The sequence below is a fragment of the Tsukamurella paurometabola genome (assembly GCF_900631615.1).
Taxonomy (GTDB): domain Bacteria; phylum Actinomycetota; class Actinomycetes; order Mycobacteriales; family Mycobacteriaceae; genus Tsukamurella; species Tsukamurella paurometabola_A.
On the sequence record NZ_LR131273.1, the window covers coordinates 2,147,631 to 2,170,952 of the forward strand.

Below are 23,322 nucleotides of genomic sequence, written 5' to 3' on the forward strand. Positions count from 1 at the left end.
GGTCAGACGGCGGCGAGATCCTCGCCGGGCCGTGCCTCGTCCGCGTCGGCCGGGGAGGACTCGACGATGTCGTGGTCCTTCGTCTCGACCATCAGGTAGCAGCAGACGACGCTCACCGCGGACAGGGCGGCGAGCATGACGCCCACCCACAGCACGCGACCGTCGGCGACCAGGCGTGCCGCGAGCAGCGGCGGGACGGCGCCGCCGAAGATGCCCGCGAGGTTGTAGCCCAGGCCCGCGCCGGTGTAGCGGTAGCGCTCGTGGAACAGCTCGGGCAGCGCGGCGCCCGCGGGGCCGTAGGCGATGCCGAAGATGACCAGCGTGCCGATCAGGCCGAGCGCGTACATGGGCAGTGACCTGGTGTCGAGGATCGGGAACAGCACGAGGGCCCACACCACGGCCAGTGCACACGACGCCATGATGACCTTGCGGCGGCCGATCCGGTCGGAGTACACCGCCGAGGCGGCGATCGAGACGCCGAAGAAGACGGCGGCGATCATGCCCATGGTGAGGACGGTGCTGCGCTCGAAGCCCAGGTTCTTGGTGGCGTAGTTCGTGAGGAACGCGGTGCCCATGTAGAACAGCGAGAACAGGCTGGCCAGGGCGCCGCCGGCGATGAGGATCTCCTTCCACTGGAAGCGGATCGCGTCGAGGAAGGGCAGCTTGGTGCGGTGGATCTCGGCCATCGCGCGCTTGCGGACCGCGGTGAAGACCGGCGTCTCCTCGACCGACAGCCGCACCCACAGGCCGACGAGTACCAGCAGCGCCGACATCAGGAAGGGGATGCGCCAGCCGATGGTCATGAACGCGCTGTCGGCGTTCTTGGTGTCGCCGGCGACCAGGGTGAACAGCAGGAAGGTGCCGCTCGAGAGGAAGAACGCGAAGGCGGGGCCGAGCTGCGGGAACATCGCGTACAGACCGCGCTTGCCCTTCGGCGCGTACTCGGCGGTCAGCAACGTGGCCCCCGCCCACTCGCCTCCGACGGCGAAGCCCTGCAGGAAGCGCATGGCGACGAGCAGGACGGGCGCCAGTGTGCCGATGCCGTTCGGGAAGAGCCCGAAGACGCCGGTCTCGCTGCCCGGGAGCAGGCCGATCGCGACGGTGGCCGCGCCCATGATGAGCAGTGTCCACACCAGGGTGCGCTTGCGCCCGATGCGATCACCGAAGTGCCCGAACAGGATCGCGCCGACAGGACGCGCGAAGAAGGCCACCGCGAACGTGGCGAAGGACGCCAGCGTCGCGACCGCGGGCGACATGTCGGAGAAGAAGATGGTGGGGAAGACCAGGGCGGCGGCGGTGCCGTAGATGAAGAAGTCGTAGAACTCGATCGTGGTGCCGATCGAACTGGCCATCGCCACCCGGCGGAGCCGGGCTTTCGGGACGGCGGGGAGGTCGGGTGCGCTCACGTGTGCTCCTCGGGTCGGTGGACCTCAGGAACGGTAGTGATGACGGTCACACCGCCGGTACCCCCGAAAGGGGGTACGCGTTCGACGGTGCGCGTCCTTACGGCAGGAGGCCGAGGCTGCGGGCGCGGGTGACGGCCTCGAATCGCGTCCGGGTGCCGAGCTTCTGCCCGGCGCTGCGCAGGTACGCCTTGACGGTCTCGGTGCTGATCGACAGGCGCTGCGCGACTTCCGCGTTCGTGCATCCGAGGGCGACGTGGGCGAGCGCGTCCAGCTCACGGGCGGTGAGGGGGCGCTCGGGCTGCGCGGCCGGTTCGGTGGGGCGCCCGACGTCGGTGATGCGGCCGCACGCCGCCTCCAGGCGGGAGCGGACGGCACCGTCGGTGATCTCTCCGGCGAGGGCGCGGAGCTCGGAGAAGACCTCGCGCAGAAGTTCTCGGTCGACGCCGCCGAGGGCGGACCGCTCCGCGGCCGCGGCCTCGGCGAACTGCATCCGTCGTTCCACCTCGTCGCGCACGCGGAGCTCGTACGCGAGGTCGCGGACGGTCTGCGCCACGGCGCCGAGGATGCTGTCGCCGAAGGTGGACTCGCGGCGGTCCGCGGCGTAGAAGACCGCGCGCACGATGCCGTTCACGGCGAGCGGCACGGCGACCATCGAGCGCAGCCCCTCGGCCTGCACGTGCGCGTGATAGTGCTGGGTGATGCCCGCGGTCCCGTAGTCGGCCACGGCGGTGGGGCGGCCGGTGCGCAGGACGTGCCCGCCGAGGCCCGCGCCGCGCGCGACCGGCAGTCCGCTCAGGGCCGGGGTGCGCAGGCCGACGCCGCCGTTGAGCACCACGTGATCGTCATCCACGAGGCCCACGAAGGCGACTGGAAGTTCTGTGCGCGTACGAATGGTGCGGAGGGCGGACCGGGTGGCGTCGGCGTCGATCGTGCTGGCGGTCATCGGTCTCTCCGGGCGGTCGCGGCGGGTGATTCATCATCGCATGACCGATTCGCGGCTGTGATGGAAACCACAGCCGAGGCGCCGGTCCGCTGGACCGCGCCTTCACGTCAGCAGGTGCCCGCGGGGCCCATGGCTCGCCCCCTCCGCGGAGTCCGGTTCGGGCCGAGTCCATGCCGTGACACGCTCGCGGCGGGGCCGCCCGAGAATTGCTAGCGTGAATCCATGATCGAAGTCGCGGGCTTGACCAAGACCTACGGGGCCGTGCAGGCGGTGAACAACCTGTCGTTCGCGGTGCGGCCCGGTCGGGTCACCGGGTTCCTGGGGCCGAACGGCGCGGGCAAGTCCACGACGATGCGCTGCATCCTCGGGCTCGACCGCCCCACCGCCGGGCGCGCGACGATCGGCGGCAGCGAGTACCGCACCATCGACCGGCCGATGACGAAGGTCGGCGCCCTGCTCGACGCGAAGTGGGTGCATCCCAACCGGACCGCGCGCGACCACCTGCGGTGGCTCGCGGTGGCCAGCGGCATCCCGGTCGGTCGTGCCGACGAGTGCCTGGCCGCGGTGGGCCTCACGGACGCGGCCCGGAAGAAGGCCGGCGGATTCTCCCTCGGTATGGCACAGCGTCTCGGCATCGCCGGCGCACTCCTCGGGGACCCGGGCGTGCTGCTCTTCGACGAGCCCGTGAACGGCCTCGACCCCGAGGGCATCGTCTGGGTGCGCACCTTCATGAAATCGTTGGCGGCGCAGGGCCGCACCGTCTTCGTCTCGAGTCACCTGCTCGCGGAGATGGCGCTCACCGCGGACGACGTGGTGATCGTCGGCCGGGGGCACCTCGTGTGGAACGGCACGATGGCCGATTTCATCGCGCAGAACTCCGAGCACACGGTGCGGGTGCGCAGCCCCCGCGACCGTGAGCTCGCCCAGGCGCTCACGTCGCGCGGTCTCGCGGTCGACGCCGCGGCGGAGGCCGCGCCGGGTGGTGGCGGACGCACGGTCCTGACGGTGCGCGGCGCCACGAGCGACGCGGTCGGCGAGATCGCCGCCGCGGAGGGGCTGCCGCTGGCCGAGCTCGCCCCGCAGAGCAGCTCGCTGGAACAGGTGTTCATGCGGCTCACGGGCGGTGCGGTGGAGTACCGCGGGACGGGAGGCATCGGATGATCGTGCGCGCCGTGCAGGCCGAGTTCGTCAAGATCGCGACGGTCCGCGCCACCAAGTGGCTGCTGATCGGATCGTGCGCGGCGGCGCTGGCGATCACCGTGATCGTGGCGCTGGTCATCCGCAACATCGGCGAGACCGTCGAGGACATCGGGGTCGTCGCACTCGCGCCGCTCTCCGGATTCTTCGTCCTGCCGGGCATCGCCATCACCTTCGCCGCCGTCATCGGCGTGCTGTCCGTGACCACCGAGATCCGCTACAACACGCTGCGGTCCACCTTCCTCGCCGTGCCGAACCGGTGGGTGGCGCTGCTGGCCAAGACCTTCGTGGTGGCCGTGGTGTGCGCGGTGACCTACGCCCTGGCGATGGTCGTGGCGGTCCTGCTGTTCGGGTTGATCGTGGACGGTTCGCCCGGCGAGGTGCTCAGTTCGGGCGCGGCCTCCTTCCTCGCCTTCCCCGTGGGGACGGCCTTCGCGGCGGTCCTCGGGGTCGCCGTGGGCTGCGCGCTGCGCAACGGCGCGGGCGCCGTCACGCTGCTCCTGGGCTACCTGTTCGTCGTGGACAACGTGATCACGACGATTCCGCAGACCCGCGACGCGGGCCCCTACCTGCCGTTGTCGAACCTGCAGAACTTCATGGGCGTCCTCTTCGACGAGAGCTTCCCGTGGGGTCCGCCGGTGTCCTTCGTGTACCTCGTCCTGGTGGTCGGCGCCCTCTGGGCCGGGGGCGTCGCACTCGTCGCGCGACGTGATGCATGACTCACTCGATCATCGTGTCGCCGCAGGTCACACCGTGTATGTAAGCAACGCGTGAACGTTCGTCGTCGTCCCTTCACCGCGGTCGTTCGCAGTGCTACACACAAGGGGTGACCGTCGACAGCGCCGCCCCGCCGACCGCCCCGGACGTGCCTGCGAGTGACCCCGCGCCGGGGCTCGTCCGGCGTACCCTCGGGCGGCGCGGGGTGCGGTACCTCGCGGTCCTGGTCGCGGCGTGGGTGCTGGCGGAGGCGTTGTCGCGCGGGGGCGTCCCCGCCCCGGCGCTGCTGGGCGCACTGCTCCTGGGCGGCGCCCTACGGCTCGCGATCGGGCGGGAGGTCGCGGTCCCGGCGGAGGTCGGCCGGTGGACGCAGGCCTTCATCGGAGTGATGCTCGGCGGCTACCTCAACCTCGAGGCGATGCGCGCCGTCGGGCCGGTGTTGACGCCGTTCCTGGTGATCTCGGTCCTCACGGTCGTCCTGTCGGTCGCGGCGGCGTGGGTACTGAGCCGCTGGGTGTCCGGCCTCGACCAGCGCACGGCCACCCTCGGCATCATGGCCGGCGGGTCGTCGGCGGTGGTGACCCTGTGCGACGAACTCGGTGCGCGTAAGGACGTGGTGGGCGTGATGCAGTACTCGCGGGTGCTGTTGGTCAGCCTCACGGCGCCGTTCGTGATGGTCGGCCTCGCCGGCGGGACGACGGCGTCCGCGCAGTCCTGGTCGTTCGATCTGCAGATCGTCGGGCGCGGCGACCAGGTGGCGGGCCTGTCCACCGCCATCGTCTTCGCGCTCGCCGGGATGTGGCTCGGCCGGAAGCTGCACCTGCCCGGTGGCGGGCTCATCGGGCCGATGCTCGTGGCGGCGGTGATCGGCGGCGCCGAACTCACTCGCGGTTTCGCGCCGCAGGGCGCCTTCAAGGAGCTGCTGCTCATCGTCGTCGGGCTGGAGGTCGGGCTGATGTTCGACCGCCGGCTGCTGCGCCGGCTGGCCCACCTGCTGCCCGCGATCGCGGGTGGCATCGTGGTGCTGTGCGGCGTGGTCGCGCTGCTGGCGGGCGTCGCCGCGCGGCTCACGGGGGTGTCGATGGCGGATGCGTACCTCGCCACCACGCCGGGCGGCATCAACGCCGTGGTGGCCAGCGCGGCGGGGAGCGCCGAGGCGGACATGGCGCTCATCGCGACCGTCCAGAGCCTGCGGCTCATCATCGTGGTGCTCGCGCTGCCGCTCGTGGTGGCGGCGATGAACCGCTGGGCGGGGCTCAGGGGTGCTCGCGCAGCCGCCACGACGCGTTGACGGGGCCGTGGCCCGCGCCCACCGGGTACGCCGCAGCGAGTGACCGGGTGACCCACTCCTTGCCGAAGGCCACCGCCTCGGGGACCGCGTAGCCGTGCGCCAGTGCGCAGGTGACGGCCGCGCCCAGAGTGTCGCCTGCGCCGTGGTCGTGCCGGGTGCCGAGCCGCGGGGCCTCGAACTCGAGGAATTCGGCACCGTCGTACAGCACGTCCGTGCTGGTGGAGGCCGTGCGGAGGTGCCCGCCCTTGACCAGCGCCCAGCGCGGGCCGAGGGCGTGGAGGGCGCGCGCGGCATCGCGCTGCGTGGCGTCGTCGACCACGTCGATGCCGGTGATCAGCCGCACCTCGTCGAGGTTGGGGGTCACCAGGTGCGCGAGCGGGAACAGGCGGCGCAGCAGGGTCCCCAGAGCCTCCGGAGAGAGCAGCGGGTCTCCGTGCTGTGAGGCGCACACGGGGTCGACCAGGAACGGGATGGTGGCGCCGATACCCAGCTCCTCGGCGGTGTCGGCGATCGCATCGATGATCCGTGCCGTGGCGAGCATGCCGGTCTTGGCCGCCCCGATCCCGATGTCCTCCACCACGGCGCGGATCTGGCCCGCGACCGTCTCCGGCGGGATCGGATGGAATCCCGTGACGCCCAGGCTGTTCTGCACGGTGACCGCGGTGACCGCGCTCGTGCCGTGCACCCCGGCGAGGGCGAAGGTGCGCAGGTCCGACTGCAGTCCCGCGGCGCCGCCCGAATCGGACCCGGCGATGGTCATGACCCGCACGGGGGTCTCGCCGGTATCGGGCAGGGGAAGGAACCGCATGGGCCGAGGATACCGCCGGGCGGGCCCCGCTCAGCCGTCCTGTGCCACGGCCCAGAGCGGGTTGACGGGGCCGTGGCCCGCGCCGAGCGGGTACGCCCAGCGCAGCCCCTGGGTGACCCAGGCCTTGCCGAACTCGACCGCCGCCGGCATCGTCGCGCCGTGGGCGAGGGCCGCCGTCGTCGCCGCCGCGAGGGTGTCGCCGGCGCCGTGATCGTGCCCCGTCGGGACGCGGGGAGTCGTGAACTCGACGGATGCGGTGCCGTCCGTGAGCAGGTCGGGGCTCTCGGGGTTACCGCGCAGGTGACCGCCCTTCACCAACGCCCACTGCGCGCCGAGCGCGAGGAGCGCCTCCGCCGCCGCGCGTTGCGTGGCCTCGTCGATCACCTCGATGCCGGTGATCAGCCGTACCTCGTCGAGGTTGGGGGTGACCAGCGTGGCGCGGGGGATGAGCACCGTGCGCAGCGCATCCAGCGCCTCGGTCGCGAGCAGTGGATCGCCGTGCATCGACGCGGCCACCGGGTCGACCACGAGGGGAGTCGCGCGGCCGTTGCCGATGCCTTCGGCGTCCGCCGCGGCGGCCACGGCCTCGATGATCTCGGTGGACGCCAGCATGCCGGTCTTCGCGGCCTCGACGCCGATGTCACCCGCGACGGAACGGATCTGCGCACCGACGATCGCCGGATCGACACCGCGGAAGTCCTGCACGCCCACGCTGTTCTGCACCGTCACCGCGGTGATCGCGACGCAGGCGTGCAGTCCGAGCACGGCGAACGTCCGCATGTCGGCCTGGATGCCCGCGCCGCCACCGGAATCCGATCCGGCGATCGTGAGCACGCGGCGCGGCGCGGTGCCCTGCGGGGCGGTCGGCAGGCGCGACGGTGCGCCGACCGTCACCGTCGTCCGGTCGGTCGCGCCGGTCGTCATGCCCGGGAGGGTTCCAGTGGGATGTACACGCGCCCACCGGCGTCGGCGAACTCCTGCGATTTCGCCGCCATGTCCGCCGCCAGCTTGGCGTCGATGTCCTCCTGCGTCACCAGGTTGTGCTCCTCCGCGTACGCGCGCACGTCGGCGCTGATCCGCATGGAGCAGAACTTCGGGCCGCACATCGAGCAGAAGTGCGCGGTCTTGGCGGGCTCGGCGGGCAGCGTCTCGTCGTGGAACTCGCGTGCGGTGTCCGGGTCCAGCGACAGGTTGAACTGGTCCACCCAGCGGAACTCGAAGCGCGCCTTGGACAGTTCGTCGTCGCGAGCCTGGGCCCCGGGGTGCCCCTTCGCCAGGTCGGCGGCGTGCGCCGCGATCTTGTACGTGATGACACCGGTCTTCACGTCGTCGCGGTTGGGCAGCCCCAGGTGCTCCTTCGGCGTGACGTAGCACAGCATCGCCGTGCCCGCCTGCGCGATGATCGCCGCGCCGATCGCGGAGGTGATGTGGTCGTAGGCCGGCGCGATATCGGTGGCGAGCGGGCCGAGCGTGTAGAACGGCGCCTCCTCGCACAGCTCCTCCTCGAGCCGCACGTTCTCCACGATCTTGTGCATCGGGACGTGTCCCGGTCCCTCGATCATCACCTGCACGCCATGGGACTTCGCGACCTTCGTCAGTTCCCCCAGGGTGCGCAGCTCGGCGAACTGGGCCTCGTCGTTGGCGTCCGCGATGGAGCCGGGGCGCAGGCCGTCGCCGAGGGAGAAGGTCACGTCGTACTCGCGGAGAATCTCGCACAGCTCACTGAAATGCGTGTACAGGAAGGACTCCTCGTGGTGCGCGAGGCACCACGCCGCCATGATCGAGCCGCCGCGGCTGACGATGCCGGTGACCCGGTTCGCGGCGAGCGGGACGTAGCGCAGCAGCACGCCCGCGTGCACGGTCATGTAGTCCACGCCCTGCTCGCACTGCTCGATCACGGTGTCCCGGAAGATCTCCCAGGTGAGCTTGGTCGGGTCGCCCTTGACCTTCTCCAGCGCCTGGTAGATCGGGACGGTGCCCACGGGGACCGGCGCGTTGCGCATGATCCACTCGCGGGTCTCGTGGATGTCCTTGCCGGTAGAGAGGTCCATGATGGTGTCGCCGCCCCAGCGGGTGGCCCACACCATCTTCTCGACCTCCTCGGCGATGGAACTGGTCACGGCCGAGTTGCCGATGTTCGCGTTGATCTTCACGGCGAAGGCCTTGCCGATGATGGCGGGCTCCAGCTCGGGGTGCTTGCGGTTGGCGGGGATCACCGCGCGGCCGGCGGCCACCTCCTCGCGGACCCTCTCCGGGTCGAAGCCCTCGCGGGCGGCGACGAAGCGCATCTCGTCGGTGATGATTCCCGCACGGGCCCAGGCGAGTTGGGTGCTCGCCCCGTCGACCGGAGCGGGCTTGTTCCAGGCGTCGCGGGTCTTGGGCAGGCCCTCGGAAAGGTCGTGCAGCTGGTCCTCGGACGTGTACTGGGTGTACGGACCGGAGGTGTCGTAGACGTCGTGGTGATCGCCGTTGGTGAGCGCGATGCGCCGGAACGGCACGCGGAGATCGGCACCGCCGTCGGCGCCGGGGAGGGTGCGGTACTGCTTCTGCGAGCCCTCGATCGGGCCGACGGTGACGGTGGAGACGGGGGTGGATGATGAAACGGACATGCGGGACTCCTCTTCCCTACGCCGGCATTACCCGGACAGGTTCGTACGGTCGACGCCCGCTCTAGACGTCCTCTCAGCTCACTGCGGTGAGCTCCCGTGTGGTGTGCGCTTCCGAGCGTAGCGCACCTGCCGAGGAGTCTCAGGCGATCCGTACGCCCCGGGGCAGGTCTGCGGCGGGAACCCGCAGCCGGCGGGCCGCGAACGCCAGCCCGATCCCACCCAGCGCCAGGTTCGCCAGCAGACCCCAGTACCAGGTGCGGCCCACGTTCCGGGTCGTGTCCCAGTCGTCGTACCGGGAGGATGGGTACCGATTCGCGTACTTCTCGGAGCACGTCCGGTCCTGGTCGGGATTCGGGCCGGTGCGGGTGTCCGACACGACGTCAGCGAGTTCGCCGAGCGCGGTCTCGTCGGGTTCGGCGCCGGTGTAGTCGGCGTAGCGGCGGGGCATGCCGCCCGGCGGCCTGCCCGGCTCGGACTGCGAAGCGGCATCCGCGAAGACCACCGCGGGGTTCGGTGCCAGGATCCACCAGATGCGTTCGGTGTGCGTGACCTCGACCTGCTCGCGTACCTCGGTGCACCGGCCGGTGCTGTCGGAGTCGTTGTACTCGAACCTGGTCTGGATCGCGCTCTGCTGGGAGACCGTCGCCGGAACCAGCATCGCGGTGATGAGCGGAAGCCCGATCAACAGGAACAGCATCGCCAACTGAGTGACGGCGGCGGAACCGATGGGTCTCGACAACAGGGCTGAGAAGCCCAGGCCGATACCGCAGTAGCTGAGGAACAGCAGCGCCACCACGACGACACCGAGGACCGACGCCCATACCGGATACGGGGCCTCGACCATCGCCCAGATGACGTAGGGCGTTGCGACCAGAAGGAGCGCGCAGGAGGCGATCCACGCGCCGAGCAGCTTGCCCACGGCGATCTGCGCCCCGCTCGCGGGCGTGGCCTGGACGACGGCGAGAGTCGCGTCCTTGCGGTCGCCGTTGATGGAGGTCGCCGTCATCGTCGGGGAGATCACCAAACCGAGGAAGCCGACGAAGCCGAGGACGATGAAGTAGAGGTTCTCGGACCAACCGTCGTAGGCCCAGTCCTTTCGCTCCGGGCTCATCGCGAACGCGAACCACAGCGAGCCGAAGACCACGGCCGAGACGACGAGGAAGAACGCGCCGAGAAGGACCCGCCAGCGGGTGGCGCGGGTGCGCTGTCGCAGTTCCAGCCCGGTGATCACTCCGACGGTGCGCCACCACTGTGTGAAGCCGTTCATGTGCGATCAGCCTCCAGTGCGAAGTACGAGTCCTCGAGGGCGTTGGTCGCGCGGGCGAACTCCACGACCTCGGCACCGTCGGCGATGCGCTGCGCGAGGTGCGCGGCGGCGTCATTCTCGGATGCGAAGGTGAGATACGTTCCGCCGCTCGGCGGTTCGCCGAGCAGCCGGATCCGCCACCGGGTCACCGTGGATTCCGGCGGTGCCTCGGTGCGGCCCCGTGCCATCATCACCACGTCGTCGACCATCTCGCCGAGCTCGGACAGGATGTGCGAGGAGACCAGGACGGCGACACCGCTGTCGGCGAGCGCGCGCAGCGAGTCGCGCAGCTCGAACCGCGAGCGCGGGTCCATGCCGGAGGCGGGCTCGTCGAGCAACAGGATCGGCGGGTGGTGCACCATCGCGCGGGCGAAGCCGAGCCGCTGCTTCTGTCCGCGCGAGAGCACCTGGGCGGGGCGGTCGGCGAACTCCGTCAGGTGCACGCGCGCCAGCAGGTCCTTCGCTCGGGTGCGGGCCTCGCCCGACGGGACGCCGTACAGCTTCGCGAAGGTGGTCAGGATCTCCGTGGGGGTCAATGAATCCCAGGTACCGAAGACGTCGGGCATCCAGCCGACCCGGGTGCGCAGTGCCTCGGGCGCGACGGGCGCGCCGTCGAGCTCGAGGACACCGCTCGACGGTCGGAGCAGGCCCGCGAGCATGAGCAGCAGCGTCGTCTTGCCCGCCCCGTTCGGTCCGACCAGGCCGGTGATGCGGCCAGGAGTCAGCGCGAGCGTCGCGTCCGCGACGGCGAGGTGCTGTTTGAAGGTCCGCGTGAGACCGCGGGCGACCAGCGTCATGCGATCCACAGTAGCCGCGTTTCGATATTCATGATCGAGAAATGTGACGGATGTGAAAACACCGGTCGCGAGTGCGCCGACTTGTCGGTGTTCCGGCGTACGGTGGAGTGATCCGCATCACATGGAGGTGTTCATGGCTGACAAGGTCGAGGTTCCCCCGCCCACGCTGGAACTGGGGGAGCCGTTGCGTCTCTTCGACAATCCGGTGCGCGACCGGTACGAACTCTGGGCCGGTGACGAGCTCATCGGGGTGGAGGGCTACGAGGTCACCGAGCACGGTGACGTGATCCTGCTGCACACGGTGGTGATGGAGAAGTTCGGCAAGCAGGGGTTCGCCCGTGCCCTCGTCTCCGGAGTCCTGGATGATCTGCGGTCCCGCGGCCGGCGCGTGATCCCCGTGTGCACCTACGTGCGCTCCTTCCTCACCCGCTTCCCGCAGTACCAGGACGTCGTCACCTCCGCGGCGCACACCTAGGCTCCGGGGCCGCCCGGGGCGCGCAGCGCCCGGACGTACCGCGCGCGGGCCACGCGCTGCGCGACGAGGAGCGCCGGGAAGGCCGTGCGCCAGAAGCCTCGCGGTGCGGCTCGGGTGAGCGAGCGGATCGTGAGGAGCGCGACATCGCCGTCCCGGTGCACGACGAAGGCCTCCTCGCCGCGCACGGGATGTCCGGGCAGTGCACGGTACGAGAACCCGGCGCGGTCGTGCGTGTCGACGACGTCGACAACCTGGACGGGCTCCCGCACCGAGAGGCCCGCGACCCGCGCGGTCACCGTGAGTCGTTGACCGGGCTCGACGGGACCGTCGGTGGAGACCGTGAACCCGCTTCGCGTCTTCACGGCCCACCGCAGGACGTCGTGCGCCGCGCGGGTGAAGTCCGCATCGCCGCGACCGATCGGGACGGTGATCTCGGAACGGCGGTACCCGGCCGGGCTCGGGCCCCACTGCGGGGAGGACGGCGCGGTCATCGCGGCTCGACCCAGTAGTGGTAGCCGTGATGCCGGGCGAAGCCCGCCGCCCCGTACACCGCCCGCGCCGCAGCGTTCTCGTGGGTGACCTCGAGGAAGACCCGGCGCGCGCCCGCGTCGGCCGCGCGCGAGCGGAGGGCGCCGAGGAGGCGGGTCGCGAGTCCTCGCCGCCGGTGCTCCGGTGCGACGGTCATCGAGCTGATACCGCCCCACGCGGTGCCCGCGGCGTCGGCGGCGATCGCGAGGCGCGCGGCGGCGACGGGGGTACCGTCCGGCCCGTCGAGCGCGGCGAACAGCGCGACCCCGTCGACCGAGGTCACGAGCGGCGCCGCGGTGCCGGTGAGCGCGAGCCAGTCGGCGTCGGGGTCGGTGGCGAAACGCACGCCCGGATCGGCGCCGCCGCTACCGGCCGGTGCGGTGAGAACGTCGGTCGGCTGGTCGACGGGAGCGAGGCCGGCGGAGCCCGGCAGCACCCGCTCGGAGAGCATGAGGCGCAGCGGCAGGTCGCGGGCGGCGTACCAGGCGCGCACCCCGTCGAGCCGGTCGAGCGCGGCGTCCGGGTGCAGCGGGGCGGCGGCGTTCGCCCGATGCCCGGGCAGGCCAGGGGCGGCGCGGCACAGCCAGCCGTCGATCCACTCCCGCTCGACCGACCACCACGACCGGGCCCGCGCCAGGTCCAGCGACCGGATCTCGCTCGCGCGGACGGGGCGCGGCGGCACCGTCTTCGCCCGGACGATCTCGGCGCGCGCGATCACGTGCTCCGCGCCGTCCCGGTCGGCACGGACGAGCAGCGGGTCGCCGTCGGACAGCAGGGTCCCGATCACGTCCGCGGCCTGCCCGGACGGCAGCAGCCGCCGGACCACCACCCGGTCGCCGACGGCGGGCACGTCAGTGCCCGAAGGGGTCTTCGACGGTGCCGGGCACCCAGGTCAGGCCCGGCACGTTCCAGCCCTGCTTCTTGATGAACTTCTTCGCCTGCCGGGCGTAGCGGCCCGTGAGGACGTCCGTGTAGAGGAAGCCGTCGAGGTGTCCGGTCTCGTGCTGCAGCATCCGCGCGAAGAAGCCCGTGCCCTCGATCTCCACCTTCTCGCCGTTGCGGTCGGTGCCGACGACCTTCGCCCAGTCGGCGCGCCCCGTCGGGAAGGACTCGCCGGGAACGGAGAGGCAGCCCTCCCAGTCGTCGTCCGGATCCGGCATGGTCTCGGGGATCTCCGAGGTGGTGAGGACGGGATTGATCACCTCGCCGCGGCGCCGTTCGCGGGTCTCCTCGTCGGGGCAGTCGTAGACGAACAGCCGCAGGTCGCGGCCCACCTGGTTGCCGGCGAGGCCCACTCCGTTGGCGACGTCCATGGTCTCGTACATGTCGTCGAGGAGCGTCACGATCTCGGCCGACGGCCTGCCGTCCGCGTCCAGCTCGACGGGCGTCGTGGGGGTGTGCAGCACGGGGTCGCCGACGATGACGATGGGGAGAACGGACATGCCGTACACGGTAGTCGGGGGCGGTGCGGGCCGCACCGGCGCACCGGGCGCGGAAGGGGCGCGAGCTGCGCGACACGCGCCCGTAGCCCCGTGGCACCGCCGCCGGCCGTGGTTAGATTGAAGCGAACTACAGAAGTGTTATTTCGAATGCGAGGGGAACGCATGGAGGGCGCCGGTGCGGCCGCGCAGAAGACGGACCGAACTGATGCGCAGCCCGTCGACGAACGCGGCGAGGACGGCCTGACCAGGCGCGAGCACGACATTCTGGCCTTCGAGCGCCAGTGGTGGAAGTACGCCGGCGCCAAGGAGGACGCGATCAAGGAGCTCTTCGGGCTCTCCGCGACCCGGTACTACCAGGTGCTCAACGCCCTGGTCGACACGCCCGAGGCGTTGGCCGCGGACCCCATGCTCGTCAAGCGTCTGCGCCGCGTGCGGGCCAGCCGGCAGCGGGCCCGCGCCGCCCGCAAGCTCGGCTTCGAGATCACGTGATCCGATACAGTCGGGTGTCGTGAGCACTCAGAACACCCGCGCCGTCCCGATCCGGACCATCATCATGATCCTGATCTCGGCCGCGATCATCCTCGCGGCCATCGGGGTCCACGGGCTCGTGACCCGCAACGACGATCCCCAGGCGGCGCTCAACGCGCAGGAGGCCAAGATCAAGGCCGCGGCGACCGAGACGGCGCAGCCCGCCGCCGACAAGCCGGCGGTGTGCCTGATCTCCGTCGCCAAGGCGCCGGTCGCCGAGACGCGGGACAAGCTCAAGAAGGCCGGGTTCACCGTGCAGGGCGAGGCCGCCGCGGCCTGGCCGAACCGGCCCGCCGCGCCGCGCGCCACCACCGTGTACTTCGACGACGGTGGCGAGGACGCCGCGAAGACGGTCTCCACCGCGCTTCCGGGCTCCGGCACCGCCGCTCGCCCCGCCGGGCTCGAGGCGTGCGAGGGCGTGCTCGCCGTCGCCGTCGTGAAAAAGTAGCCGGCGACAGGCGGAGCGGGGACCTGTCCCTCGCCGCGAGAGCGGCCCCGATATGATTTCGGGCAACACCAGCCCCAGGGCGGCCCTGCCCCGGTAGCCGTCCCATAAGGAGTCATCGATGACGAAGCGTCAGTTCCTCGCCCCGATCGCGATCCTTCCGGTGGCGGCCCTCGCCCTGACGGGCTGCACCCCGGACGAGAAGAGCTCGGACACGCCCGGCACGACGCCCGCGGTCGTCACCGGCGCGACGGTGCCCGGTCAGGGCCCGGTCCGCAGCCTGGACCCGAGCGCGCACGGTGAGGAGGCCAAGCCGGGCGAGAGCGCACCGTCGGCCGGCACCGCGGAGGCCTCGCTCGTCAAGCCCGACGGCAGCAGCGCCGGCAAGGCCACCTTCTCCGAGAAGGACGGCGTCGTGGTGATCGACGTCCGCGTCACCGGGCTCCCCGCGGGCTTCCACGGCATGCACATCCACGAGGTGGGCAAGTGCGAGCCGAACTCGGTGGCCAAGAACGGCGCGCCCGGCTCGGCGACCAACTTCGGCTCCGCCGGCGGCCACTGGCAGAAGCCCGGCGCCTCCGGCCACCCGATGACCGGCGACCTCGTCTCGATCTACGTGAACGCCAACGGGACCGGTCAGACCGTGACCAGCACCGGCGCCTTCACCCTCGCCGACATCAAGAAGAACACCGACGGCAACGCGCTCATGATCCACGCGGGCCCCGACAACTTCGGCAACATCCCGTCGGCGCGCTACGCCAACATCGTTCCGGGCCAGCCCGTGCCGGACGAGACGACCCTCAGCACCGGCGACGCCGGCGGGCGCATCGCCTGCGGCGTGATCAAGGTCGGTTAGTCATCGAGCCCGTCGCCTTCGAGGCGTCGCAGCGGCCGACGATCGGTGTCGAGTGGGAATTCGCCCTCGTCGACCGGGAGACCGCGGACCTGGTGAGTCGCGCCGGGGAGCTGTTCGACGGCATCCGCGCCGGCCACCCGGACCTCGCACCGCAGGTGCACTCCGAGATGCTGCGCAACACCGTCGAGGTCGTGACGGGCGTCTGTGACAACGCCGCGGAGGCGATGGGCGATCTGGCGACGGTGATCCGCGCGGTGCGCGCGGCGGCCGACCCGATGGGCGTGGACCTGTTCGGGGCCGGCACGCATCCGTTCGCGCAGTGGAACGCGCAGCAGCTGACCGAGAATCCGCGTTACGACGAGCTGATCGCGCGCACCCAGTGGTGGGGCCGGCAGATGCTCATCTGGGGCGTGCACGTGCACGTCGGCGTGAACCACCGCGACAAGGTGCTGCCGATCATCTCGGCGCTGCTCAACCACTACCCGCACCTGCTGGCGCTCTCGGCCAGCTCCCCGATGTGGGGCGGCCACGACACCGGCTACGCCAGCACCCGCGCGATGATGTTCCAGCAGCTCCCCACCGCGGGCCTGCCCTTCCAGTTCGAGCGGTGGAGCGAGTTCGAGCGCTTCGTGCACGACCAGAAGACCACCGGGATCATCGACCACCTCAACGAGATCCGCTGGGACATCCGACCCGCCTGCCACCTCGGCACCATCGAGGTGCGGATCTGCGACGGCATGTCCTCGTTCGCGGAGCTCGAAGCGGTCGTCGCCCTGATCCACTGCCTCGTCGTGTGGCTCGACTCCCGGCTGGACGCGGGGGAGACCCTGCCGACGCTGCCGCCGTGGCACGTGCAGGAGAACAAGTGGCGCGCCGCCCGGTACGGCCTGGACGCCATCATCATCCAGGACGCCGACAACAACGAGCGCCTGGTCACCGAGGACCTCGACGACCTGCTGGAGCAGCTCGCGCCCATCGCCCGCCGGCTCGGCTGCTCCCGCGAACTGGAGGCCGTCGCCGCGATCCCGCGCCACGGGGCCTCGTATCAGCGGCAGCGCGCCGTGGCCGCGGGGGTGTGCAGCCCCGACGCCTACCGCGACGTCGTGCGGTCGGTCACCGGCGAACTCGTGCTGCCGTAGCGCCTCGCGGAGGCGCGCACCCATGGCCGCATGCGCCTTTGTTAACGAAAATGATTGTCGTTAACTTGGTCGCGTGCTCACCACCCCGCTCGGCCGTCGCGCCGGCGCCTCCCCGCTCGTCCTCGCCGGAGCCCTCGCGGCGGCGCTCGTCGTGTCGATGGCCGTCGCGGTGTCCCAGGGCGCGGCGACGGTGCCGCTCGGCGACGTCCGTCGCCTCCTCTGGGCGGCGCTGACCGGCGGAACCCTCGCCCGCGAGGACGCGTCCACCTATTCGATCCTGTGGGACCTCCGCGTTCCCCGCGTCCTGCTCGCCGCCCTCGTCGGTGCCGGCCTGGCGATCGCCGGCGTCGCCTGCCAGGCCCTCGTCCGCAATCCGCTCGCCGACCCCTTCATCCTCGGGATCTCCAGCGGCGCGTCCGTCGGCGCGAGCCTCGTCGTCACGACCGGGTTCGCCGCGGGGCTCGGGCTCGCGGGCACCGCCGGGGCGGCCTTCGCGACGGCCGTGCTCGCCTCCCTGCTCGTCTACCTGCTCAGCCGCACGCCCGACGGTGCGCTCAGTCCCGTCCGGCTGGTGCTCACGGGCGTGGTGCTCGCCTTCGCTTTCCAGGGGCTCGCCGGCGCCGTCGTGTTCTTCGACCCCGTCGGCGACGCTGCGCGGTCCGTGATGTTCTGGCTGTTGGGCGGACTCGGCGGGGCGCAGTGGTCGGTGCTGCCCCTGGTTGCCGCGACGGTCGCGCTGTGCGGCGCGATCATCGGGCGCCTCGCGGGGGTCCTCGACGTCCTCGCACAGGGCGACGAGGCGGCCGCGTCGCTCGGGCTCGACCCGCACCGCGCCCGGCGGGTGCTGTTCCTCGTCATCGTGGCCATGACCTCGGTGCTCGTGGCGACGGCGGGCACCGTCGGCTTCGTCGGCCTCGTGGTCCCGCACGCGGTGCGGATGATCGTCGGCCCGGCGCACCGGGCGGTGCTCCTGGTCGCGCCGGTCGTCGGCGCGCTGCTGCTGGTCTGGGTGGACCTGCTGAGCCGGCTGGTGGTGGCGCCGCGGGAGCTACCGCTGGGCATCGTCACGGCGCTCGTCGGCGTGCCCGTCTTCATCGCCCTGCTGCGGCGCCGCGGGGGTCTGCTGGGCGGTGGCGTGTGAGGGTCGAGCTCGATCGCGTCACCGTCGACCTCGGCGGCTCCCGGGTGCTCCACGAGGTCTCGCTCGACATCGCGGCGGGCGAGCACATCGGGCTCATCGGGCCCAACGGCAGCGGCAAGTCGACCCTCCTGCGCTGCCTCTACCGCGCCATCGCTCCGACCTCAGGAGTCGTGCGCGTCGGCGGCGAGGAACTCGGCGCCCTCCGCCGGCGCGAGGGCGCGCGCCGGATCGCCGCCGTCACCCAGAGCGAGACCGGGCACCTGGGCTTCACCGCGAGCGAGACCGTCATGCTCGGCCGGTTCGCACACGGCGACGCGGGCGATGCCGCGGCGGCACGGGTCTGCGAGGCGGCGCTCGCCGCGGTCGGCGCCACCCACCTCCGCGACCGCAGCGTGCTCGGGCTCTCGGGCGGCGAACGGCAGCGCGTCCTCATCGCCCGCGCCCTCGCGCAGGACACTCCCGTCCTCCTGCTCGACGAGCCACTCAACCACCTCGACGTGCGGCATCAACTGGACCTGCTGCGGCTGCTCCGCGCCACCACGAAGACGACCGTCACGGCGATCCACGATATCGACCTCGCCGCGCAGAGCTGCGAGCGCCTGGTGCTGCTCGACCGCGGGCGAGTGGTCGCGGCCGGGACCCCGGCCGCGGTCCTCACACCCGATCGGATCGCGGACGTCTACGGCGTGCGGCCCGTGATCACCGCGGACGGCGCAGCACCGCCGCGCATCCGCTTCGACCTGTAACACCCCACCGATCGAAAGGATCGACCCCGATGCCTCCCCGTTCCCTGCTCGCCGCGACCGTCGCGGCGAGCACGCTGCTCGCCGGCACCGCCTGCGGTGCGCGGCCCGCAGAATCCACGACGGACCTCGTCGACGTCACCAACTGCGGTGTGCACCAGCAGTACCGGTCGCCGACCGCCGCGGTGCCGTACGACGTCTCGGCGATCGAGAAGATGTTCGCGCTCGGGCTCACCGACCGCATCAAGGGCATCGTCCTGCCGAAGACCGTGCACGGTGTGATCGCGAAGTCCCCGTACCGCGACGAGTACGCGAAGGTGCCGATCCTCAGCGACGGCGTCCTGACCCAGGAACCGCTCGTAGCCGCCAAGGCGGACTGGGTGTTCGCGGGCTGGCAGGCGGGCTTCAGCCCCGCCCGCGGGGTCACGCCGGAATCGCTGGGGAAGCTGCGGATCGACAGCTACATGCAGGAGGAGACCTGCTACAACTACGGCGACAAGCCCGCCGCGCGCGCAGCGAACCCGTTGGCCGACACCTACACCGATCTCACCAACCTGGGCGCGATCTTCCGCGTCCAGGACCGCGCGACGAAGCTGGTCGACGACCTGCGCGCCCGCGAACGCGCGTTGCAGGAGCGCGCCGACCGCAAGACGGTGCGGCCGTCCGTCTTCGTCTACGACTCGGGGACCGCGGAGCCGTACACCGCGGGCCGCCGCGCCGCGGCCGACCAGGTGGTCTCCCTGGCGGGCGGGCGCTCCGTGACGCACGACGTGGACGGCCGGTGGACCTCCGTCGGCTGGGAGTCCGTGGTGCAGGCGCAACCGCAGGTGATCGTGATCGTCGACTACGACAAGCAGCCCGCGCAGCAGAAGATCGACTACCTCCGGCAGTCGTCGCCGATCAAGGACGCGCCGGCCGTGCGCGAGAACCGCATCCGGGTCGTGGACTACGCCGAGCTGGTGGCGGGGCCGCGCAACCTCGACGCGGCCGCGGGTCTCGCGGACTACCTGGAGCAGAGCGGGGCGGCCCGATGAGCGCGCCCGGTTCCGTCGCCGATGCGCTGGACCTGGCCAGGGAGGCCGCCGGGGACGAGATCGCGCGCAGCGTCTTCTTCGTCGCGCACGGCACCCGTCTCGCCGGCAGCGACCAGCGCTACCGCAACCGCTACGTCCTCGTCCGCGTCGGGGACTCCTTCGGCGCGTGCGCCTTCGAGGAGGGCGAGCTCGACCCCACGGTCGCGGACCTCTCCGGTGAGCCGCTCGCGGCGTTGCTCGACGCACCGGCGCAGCCGCTGCGGATCGCCGCGGCGGACGCCGCCCTCGCCGCAGCGGCCCCGCACCGCGACGACCCGCGCGCCGAGCTCCGGACGCTGCCGACCGGCACCCCCGACGCCCGGGCGATCGCCCGCGACGCCGCGGTGGCGGAGCTGCTCGCCGTCGCGCCCGGCGCGCGCGTCGCACTGATCGGCGTGGTGAATCCGCTGGTGGCCGCGATCCGCGAGCGCGGCGGAGTGCCGCTGCTCGCGGACCGGAACCTGCAGCGCACGCACTGGGGCGACCCGGTCGCGGACGACCACCGCGCCGTCCTCGCCGAGGCGGACGCCGTGCTCGCGACGGGGATGACGCTGGGCAACGGCAGCTTCGACGAGATCGTCGCGACCTGCCGGGAGCGCGACGTGCCGCTGGCGGTGTACGCGCAGAGCGGTGCCGCCGTCGCCCGCGCCTTCCTCGGCGCGGGCCTGAGCGCCCTCTCGGCCGAGCACTTCCCGTTCTCGCAGTTCTCCGCCGACGCGTCCCCGATGTACCTGTACCGGGGTGCCGCGTGAGCGCGGCCGCGGACCGCCCGCTCCCCGATCGGGTACTCGTCCGCGCGATCTGGCCGCTGCTCGCCGCCGCCGCGCTGGGTCTCGTCCCGTTCACGGTGATGGCGAACTTCCTCGTCGCCATCGCCGCCGACGCGCACGCCGGCGTCGACCTCATCGGCGGACTCCGCGGCCTCGGCGGGGTCGCCGCGCTCCTCGTCGGCGTCGCGGCGGCGCCCCTGCTGGACCGGCTGCCCCGGTCATCGGTCGCCGCGCTGGCGCTGGTCGTCCTCGCCGTGGGCTGCGGCCTCGCGCTCCAGGGCAGCACCGTCGCCTGGGTCGCCTTCTGCCTGTTGATCGGTGCGGGCACCGCCGTCCTCAACCCCGCGGTGGCCGCCATGGCCGCCGACCGGTTCGACTCGCCGTCGGCATCCGCCCGCGCCGCGACCCTGGTCTCCTCCACCATGACGCTGACCGCGGTCCTCGCGGCACCGGTGCTCGCGCTGCCCGCCGTGCTGTGGGGTTGGCGCGCCGACATGGCCGGCACCACGGCGGTGCTGCTCGTGGTCGCGCTGCTGATCGCCCGGCGCCGCGACCCGCGCGGCGGCGACACCTCGGTGAGCTACCTGCAGGCGTTCCGCACCGTCCGGTCCCTACCCGGCGCACTCGACGTCCTGACCGTCTCGCTCCTGCGCACGCTGGCCTTCATGGGCTCCCTCGCCTACATCGCCGCAGCCTTCGGTCAGCGCTTCGGGATCGGCACCGGCTGGTTCTCACTGGTCTGGGCCACGTCCGGCCTCGCCTTCTTCCTCGGGAACTTCCTGGGCGGCAGGGTAATGCAGGACCGCGGCGCCGACCGGCTGCTCGGCGTGACGACGGCCGCGATCCTCGTCGCCGCCGCGGCGATGGCGGCGCTCTACACCGCGCCCCACGTCGCCGTCGCCTGGCTCATGGTGGCACTGGTCTCGGCGTCGCACGCCGTCATCGCGGCCGCGGTGACCACGACGCTGGTGCGGGCGGCGGGGCCGGTGCGCGGCACCGTCCTGTCCCTGAACGGCGCGGCGCAGAGCGTCGGCGTGTTCGCCGGCGCCGCCCTCGCCGGCGCCGCCCTCGCGCTCGCCGGCTGGGCCGGCGTCGGCATCGCCCTCGGCGTCGCCACCGCGCTGGCGGTCGTCTTCGCCCGGCGCGCGCTGCGCGGGGCCCGCGCGACGGCGGGCGTCGAATGACAGCGGCACACATCGGTTCCCGCGGCCGCGGCGTCGGGCGGAGCAGCGGCCACCACGGCGAACTCCTGCAGGGCCGGTTCCGCTGCCGCGTCGCGGGCGAATGCCCCGGCCTCGTGACCGTGCCGATCGGCACCGTCGGGTCCGTGGCGGTGTTCACCCCGGACGCGTCCGGCGCCGTCCGCGCACGGTCCACCGTCGGCGCACACGATCTCGTCAAGGCGCGCCGCGCCGCCGCGGCGACGCTGGCGCACCTCCGCGCCCACGGCGTGCTCGGGTACACCGGCGGCGAGCTCCGCGTGACGCGGACGGCGGCCGTCGGCCTGGGACTGGGATCCTCGACCGCGGACGTGCTCGCGGCGGTCCGCGCGGTCGCGGACTGCGCCGATGCCGAGCTCGATGCCGGCACGGTCGCGCGACTCGCCGTCGCCGCCGAAGGGGCCTCCGACCCGCTGTGGGCCGATCGCCCGATCCTGTTCGCGCACCGGCACGGCCACGTCATCGAGGAGCTCGGGGAGGCCCTGCCCCCGATGCACCTGGTGCGATGCGTGCTCGGCGGGCCGGTCGAGACCCTCGCGCTGCGGCCCACGGGCACCGGTGACGTGGCGGAGTACGAGGTGCTGCGCGCACTGCTGCGCCGCGCCGTCGCCGCCGGTGATGCGGCGGGCGTCGCCGCAGTGGCGACCCGCAGCGCCGTGCTCAACCAGAGCCGCCACTACAAGCCGGGCCTCGAGCGCCTCATCGCCGCGGCCGAGCACGGGGGAGCGCTCGGGGTGCAGGTGGCGCACTCCGGGAACGTCGCGGGCCTGCTGTTCGAGCGCGGGCACCCGCGGGAACGGCTGCGCCGCGCCTGTTCCCGCGTGCGGGCCGAGGGCTTCCGCGTCGCGGAGGACCCGATCGCGATCGGTCGCGCCGCATGAGGACCCACGGGCACATCGCCGAGGTGTTGAGCCGTCCCGCCCTCCTCCGCGGCGGCGAACACCGGTACCTGCTGCGATTCGAGTCGATGAAGGTCGCCTCGGCGAGGGCCGCCCTCCGCGCCGCACTCGACGCGGGCCGGGTCCGGCCCGGCGGCACCGTCATCGACTCCTCGTCGGGCATCTACGCGTACGCGCTCGCGCTGGCCTGCCACGAGGCGGGCGTCCGCTGCCGCATCATCGGATCGACGACGATCGACGAGGGACTGCGGCTCCAACTCCTCGCCCTCGGCGTGCACCTCGAGCAGATGCCGCCGTCGGCCTCGCTGAAGCTCGACCAGGACCGCCGCGTCCGGCGCATCACCGAACTGCTCGCGCAGGACCCGTCGTTGCACTGGATGAGGCAGTACCACGACCCCGTGCACTACCTCGGGTACCGGGACATCGCCCGCGACACGGCGACCGAGCTCGCGGCCCACGGGGCCGCGGCGGTGCGGCTCGTGGCGCCCGTCGGGTCGGGCGTCTCCAGCGGTGCACTGCGGCTCGGCTTCGAGGAGGCCGGCCTGGCCGTGGAACTGGTCGGCGTACAGCCGTTCGGCAGTGTCACGTTCGGCGCGGAGCACGTCGAGGACCCCGCCATGCTCATCGCCGGGATCGGCTCCTCGATTCCGTTCGACAACGTGCGTCACGGACTCTACGACGTGATCCACTGGGTGTCCTTCGACGTCGCCCGGGCCGGTACCCACCGGCTGCTCCGCGAGCACGCGCTGTTCGCCGGTCTCTCCTCCGGGGCCGGGCACGTCGCCGCCGACTACGAACAGGACCACGGCGCACCGGTCGACGCCACCGTGCAGGTGCTGCCGGACACGGGCCACCGCTACCTGCACGCCCTGGCCGAGCACTCCGATGCGGCCGGACCGGAGCGGCCGAGACTCGTCGACGATCCGTCGGAGGTCGCTGTGCCGTGGTCGCGGATGCGGTGGGCCGGCCGCCCCGGTACGTGACCCGCG

Annotated in this window: 25 protein-coding genes and 1 riboswitch; of the genes, 15 read left to right on the forward strand and 10 right to left on the reverse strand. The window is 72.2% G+C overall.

The genetic code is table 11. The features are described 5' to 3' along the window. Positions 1 to 2: 2 nt before the first annotated feature. Positions 3 to 1,352: an MFS transporter gene (locus ELY19_RS10695; protein WP_126198787.1), complete on the reverse strand. Its 1,350-nt coding sequence runs from the start codon at positions 1,350 to 1,352 to the stop codon at positions 3 to 5. Positions 1,353 to 1,503: 151 nt separating this feature from the next. Beyond that, the gene (locus tag ELY19_RS10700) at positions 1,504 to 2,349 is read right to left on the reverse strand and encodes a LuxR C-terminal-related transcriptional regulator (RefSeq protein ID WP_126196182.1); all 846 of its coding nucleotides are present in this window, start codon (positions 2,347 to 2,349) and stop codon (positions 1,504 to 1,506) included. Between the two features lie 222 nt (positions 2,350 to 2,571). Between ELY19_RS10700 and ELY19_RS10705 the strand changes: the two genes are divergently transcribed. From ELY19_RS10705 to ELY19_RS10715, 3 genes are all read left to right on the forward strand, one after another. Next, a complete protein-coding gene (locus ELY19_RS10705) occupies positions 2,572 to 3,510 on the forward strand; it encodes an ATP-binding cassette domain-containing protein (protein WP_126196183.1) in 939 nt (312 codons plus the stop codon). Beyond that, complete coding sequence (locus ELY19_RS23475; protein ID WP_164711578.1) at positions 3,507 to 4,265, forward strand: hypothetical protein; 759 nt, start codon at positions 3,507 to 3,509, stop codon at positions 4,263 to 4,265. Before ELY19_RS10705 ends, ELY19_RS23475 begins: the two co-directional genes overlap by 4 nt. A 107-nt stretch (positions 4,266 to 4,372) precedes the next feature. Next, positions 4,373 to 5,554: an AbrB family protein gene (locus ELY19_RS10715; RefSeq protein WP_126196184.1), complete on the forward strand. Its 1,182-nt coding sequence runs from the start codon at positions 4,373 to 4,375 to the stop codon at positions 5,552 to 5,554. Here the strand turns inward: ELY19_RS10715 and thiD (ELY19_RS10720) are convergent. The 5 genes from thiD (ELY19_RS10720) to ELY19_RS10740 form a co-directional block, all read right to left on the reverse strand. Then, entirely contained in the window at positions 5,520 to 6,362 is an 843-nt protein-coding gene (gene thiD, locus ELY19_RS10720) for a bifunctional hydroxymethylpyrimidine kinase/phosphomethylpyrimidine kinase (protein ID WP_126196185.1), read from the reverse strand. The two genes, ELY19_RS10715 and thiD (ELY19_RS10720), sit on opposite strands and share 35 nt — an antisense overlap. Before the next feature lie 30 nt (positions 6,363 to 6,392). After that, positions 6,393 to 7,286: a bifunctional hydroxymethylpyrimidine kinase/phosphomethylpyrimidine kinase gene (gene thiD / locus ELY19_RS10725; RefSeq protein WP_126196186.1), complete on the reverse strand. Its 894-nt coding sequence runs from the start codon at positions 7,284 to 7,286 to the stop codon at positions 6,393 to 6,395. Further along, a complete protein-coding gene (gene thiC, locus ELY19_RS10730; RefSeq protein WP_126196187.1) occupies positions 7,283 to 8,971 on the reverse strand; it encodes a phosphomethylpyrimidine synthase ThiC in 1,689 nt (562 codons plus the stop codon). Before thiC ends, thiD (ELY19_RS10725) begins: the two co-directional genes overlap by 4 nt. Then, positions 8,967 to 9,079: riboswitch (TPP riboswitch) on the reverse strand. Its footprint overlaps the gene before it by 5 nt. A 31-nt stretch (positions 9,080 to 9,110) precedes the next feature. Continuing rightward, the gene (locus tag ELY19_RS10735) at positions 9,111 to 10,238 is read right to left on the reverse strand and encodes an ABC transporter permease (protein ID WP_126196188.1); all 1,128 of its coding nucleotides are present in this window, start codon (positions 10,236 to 10,238) and stop codon (positions 9,111 to 9,113) included. Next, positions 10,235 to 11,074, reverse strand: a complete 840-nt coding sequence (locus ELY19_RS10740) for an ABC transporter ATP-binding protein (RefSeq protein ID WP_126196189.1) — start codon at positions 11,072 to 11,074, stop codon at positions 10,235 to 10,237. The genes ELY19_RS10735 and ELY19_RS10740 overlap by 4 nt, the downstream gene beginning before the upstream one ends. Positions 11,075 to 11,207: 133 nt before the next feature. Between ELY19_RS10740 and ELY19_RS10745 the strand changes: the two genes are divergently transcribed. Continuing rightward, the gene (locus ELY19_RS10745; protein ID WP_126196190.1) at positions 11,208 to 11,549 is read left to right on the forward strand and encodes a GNAT family N-acetyltransferase; all 342 of its coding nucleotides are present in this window, start codon (positions 11,208 to 11,210) and stop codon (positions 11,547 to 11,549) included. On the opposite strand, the gene ELY19_RS10750 is transcribed toward ELY19_RS10745, so the two are convergent. The 3 genes from ELY19_RS10750 to ELY19_RS10760 are packed head-to-tail and all read right to left on the reverse strand — an operon-like array spanning position 11,546 to position 13,519. Next, positions 11,546 to 12,040: a DUF1990 domain-containing protein gene (locus tag ELY19_RS10750; RefSeq protein WP_126196191.1), complete on the reverse strand. Its 495-nt coding sequence runs from the start codon at positions 12,038 to 12,040 to the stop codon at positions 11,546 to 11,548. The two genes, ELY19_RS10745 and ELY19_RS10750, sit on opposite strands and share 4 nt — an antisense overlap. Continuing rightward, the gene (locus ELY19_RS10755) at positions 12,037 to 12,927 is read right to left on the reverse strand and encodes a GNAT family N-acetyltransferase (RefSeq protein WP_126196192.1); all 891 of its coding nucleotides are present in this window, start codon (positions 12,925 to 12,927) and stop codon (positions 12,037 to 12,039) included. The genes ELY19_RS10750 and ELY19_RS10755 overlap by 4 nt, the downstream gene beginning before the upstream one ends. A 1-nt stretch (position 12,928) precedes the next feature. Further along, entirely contained in the window at positions 12,929 to 13,519 is a 591-nt protein-coding gene (locus tag ELY19_RS10760; RefSeq protein ID WP_126196193.1) for a peptide deformylase, read from the reverse strand. A 162-nt stretch (positions 13,520 to 13,681) separates the two neighbouring features. Between ELY19_RS10760 and napA the strand changes: the two genes are divergently transcribed. The 11 genes from napA to ELY19_RS10815 all read left to right on the forward strand — a co-directional run bounded on the left by napA (position 13,682) and on the right by ELY19_RS10815 (position 23,316). Then, the gene (napA, locus tag ELY19_RS10765; protein ID WP_126196194.1) at positions 13,682 to 14,008 is read left to right on the forward strand and encodes a nucleoid-associated protein NapA; all 327 of its coding nucleotides are present in this window, start codon (positions 13,682 to 13,684) and stop codon (positions 14,006 to 14,008) included. Positions 14,009 to 14,027: 19 nt separating this feature from the next. Next, entirely contained in the window at positions 14,028 to 14,495 is a 468-nt protein-coding gene (locus tag ELY19_RS10770; RefSeq protein WP_126196195.1) for a LytR C-terminal domain-containing protein, read from the forward strand. A 118-nt stretch (positions 14,496 to 14,613) separates the two neighbouring features. Further along, on the forward strand, positions 14,614 to 15,348 hold the full coding sequence (gene sodC / locus ELY19_RS10775; protein WP_126196196.1) for a superoxide dismutase[Cu-Zn]: 735 nt from the start codon (positions 14,614 to 14,616) through the stop codon (positions 15,346 to 15,348). A 2-nt stretch (positions 15,349 to 15,350) separates the two neighbouring features. Further along, entirely contained in the window at positions 15,351 to 16,487 is a 1,137-nt protein-coding gene (locus ELY19_RS10780; protein WP_126198788.1) for a glutamate--cysteine ligase, read from the forward strand. Between the two features lie 73 nt (positions 16,488 to 16,560). Continuing rightward, a complete protein-coding gene (locus tag ELY19_RS10785) occupies positions 16,561 to 17,628 on the forward strand; it encodes a FecCD family ABC transporter permease (RefSeq protein ID WP_227966732.1) in 1,068 nt (355 codons plus the stop codon). Next, on the forward strand, positions 17,625 to 18,374 hold the full coding sequence (locus ELY19_RS10790; protein ID WP_126196197.1) for an ABC transporter ATP-binding protein: 750 nt from the start codon (positions 17,625 to 17,627) through the stop codon (positions 18,372 to 18,374). The genes ELY19_RS10785 and ELY19_RS10790 overlap by 4 nt, the downstream gene beginning before the upstream one ends. Before the next feature lie 29 nt (positions 18,375 to 18,403). Continuing rightward, a complete protein-coding gene (locus ELY19_RS10795; protein WP_126196198.1) occupies positions 18,404 to 19,405 on the forward strand; it encodes an ABC transporter substrate-binding protein in 1,002 nt (333 codons plus the stop codon). After that, complete coding sequence (locus tag ELY19_RS10800; protein WP_126196199.1) at positions 19,402 to 20,196, forward strand: Rossmann-like domain-containing protein; 795 nt, start codon at positions 19,402 to 19,404, stop codon at positions 20,194 to 20,196. Before ELY19_RS10795 ends, ELY19_RS10800 begins: the two co-directional genes overlap by 4 nt. After that, positions 20,193 to 21,398 (forward strand): MFS transporter, encoded by a 1,206-nt coding sequence (locus ELY19_RS10805; RefSeq protein WP_126196200.1) that lies wholly within the window; start codon positions 20,193 to 20,195, stop codon positions 21,396 to 21,398. The genes ELY19_RS10800 and ELY19_RS10805 overlap by 4 nt, the downstream gene beginning before the upstream one ends. Then, a complete protein-coding gene (locus ELY19_RS10810) occupies positions 21,395 to 22,315 on the forward strand; it encodes a GHMP family kinase ATP-binding protein (RefSeq protein ID WP_126196201.1) in 921 nt (306 codons plus the stop codon). Before ELY19_RS10805 ends, ELY19_RS10810 begins: the two co-directional genes overlap by 4 nt. Next, positions 22,312 to 23,316, forward strand: coding sequence for a pyridoxal-phosphate dependent enzyme (locus ELY19_RS10815; protein ID WP_126196202.1), 1,005 nt, complete (start codon positions 22,312 to 22,314; stop codon positions 23,314 to 23,316). Before ELY19_RS10810 ends, ELY19_RS10815 begins: the two co-directional genes overlap by 4 nt. Positions 23,317 to 23,322: the final 6 nt, after the last annotated feature.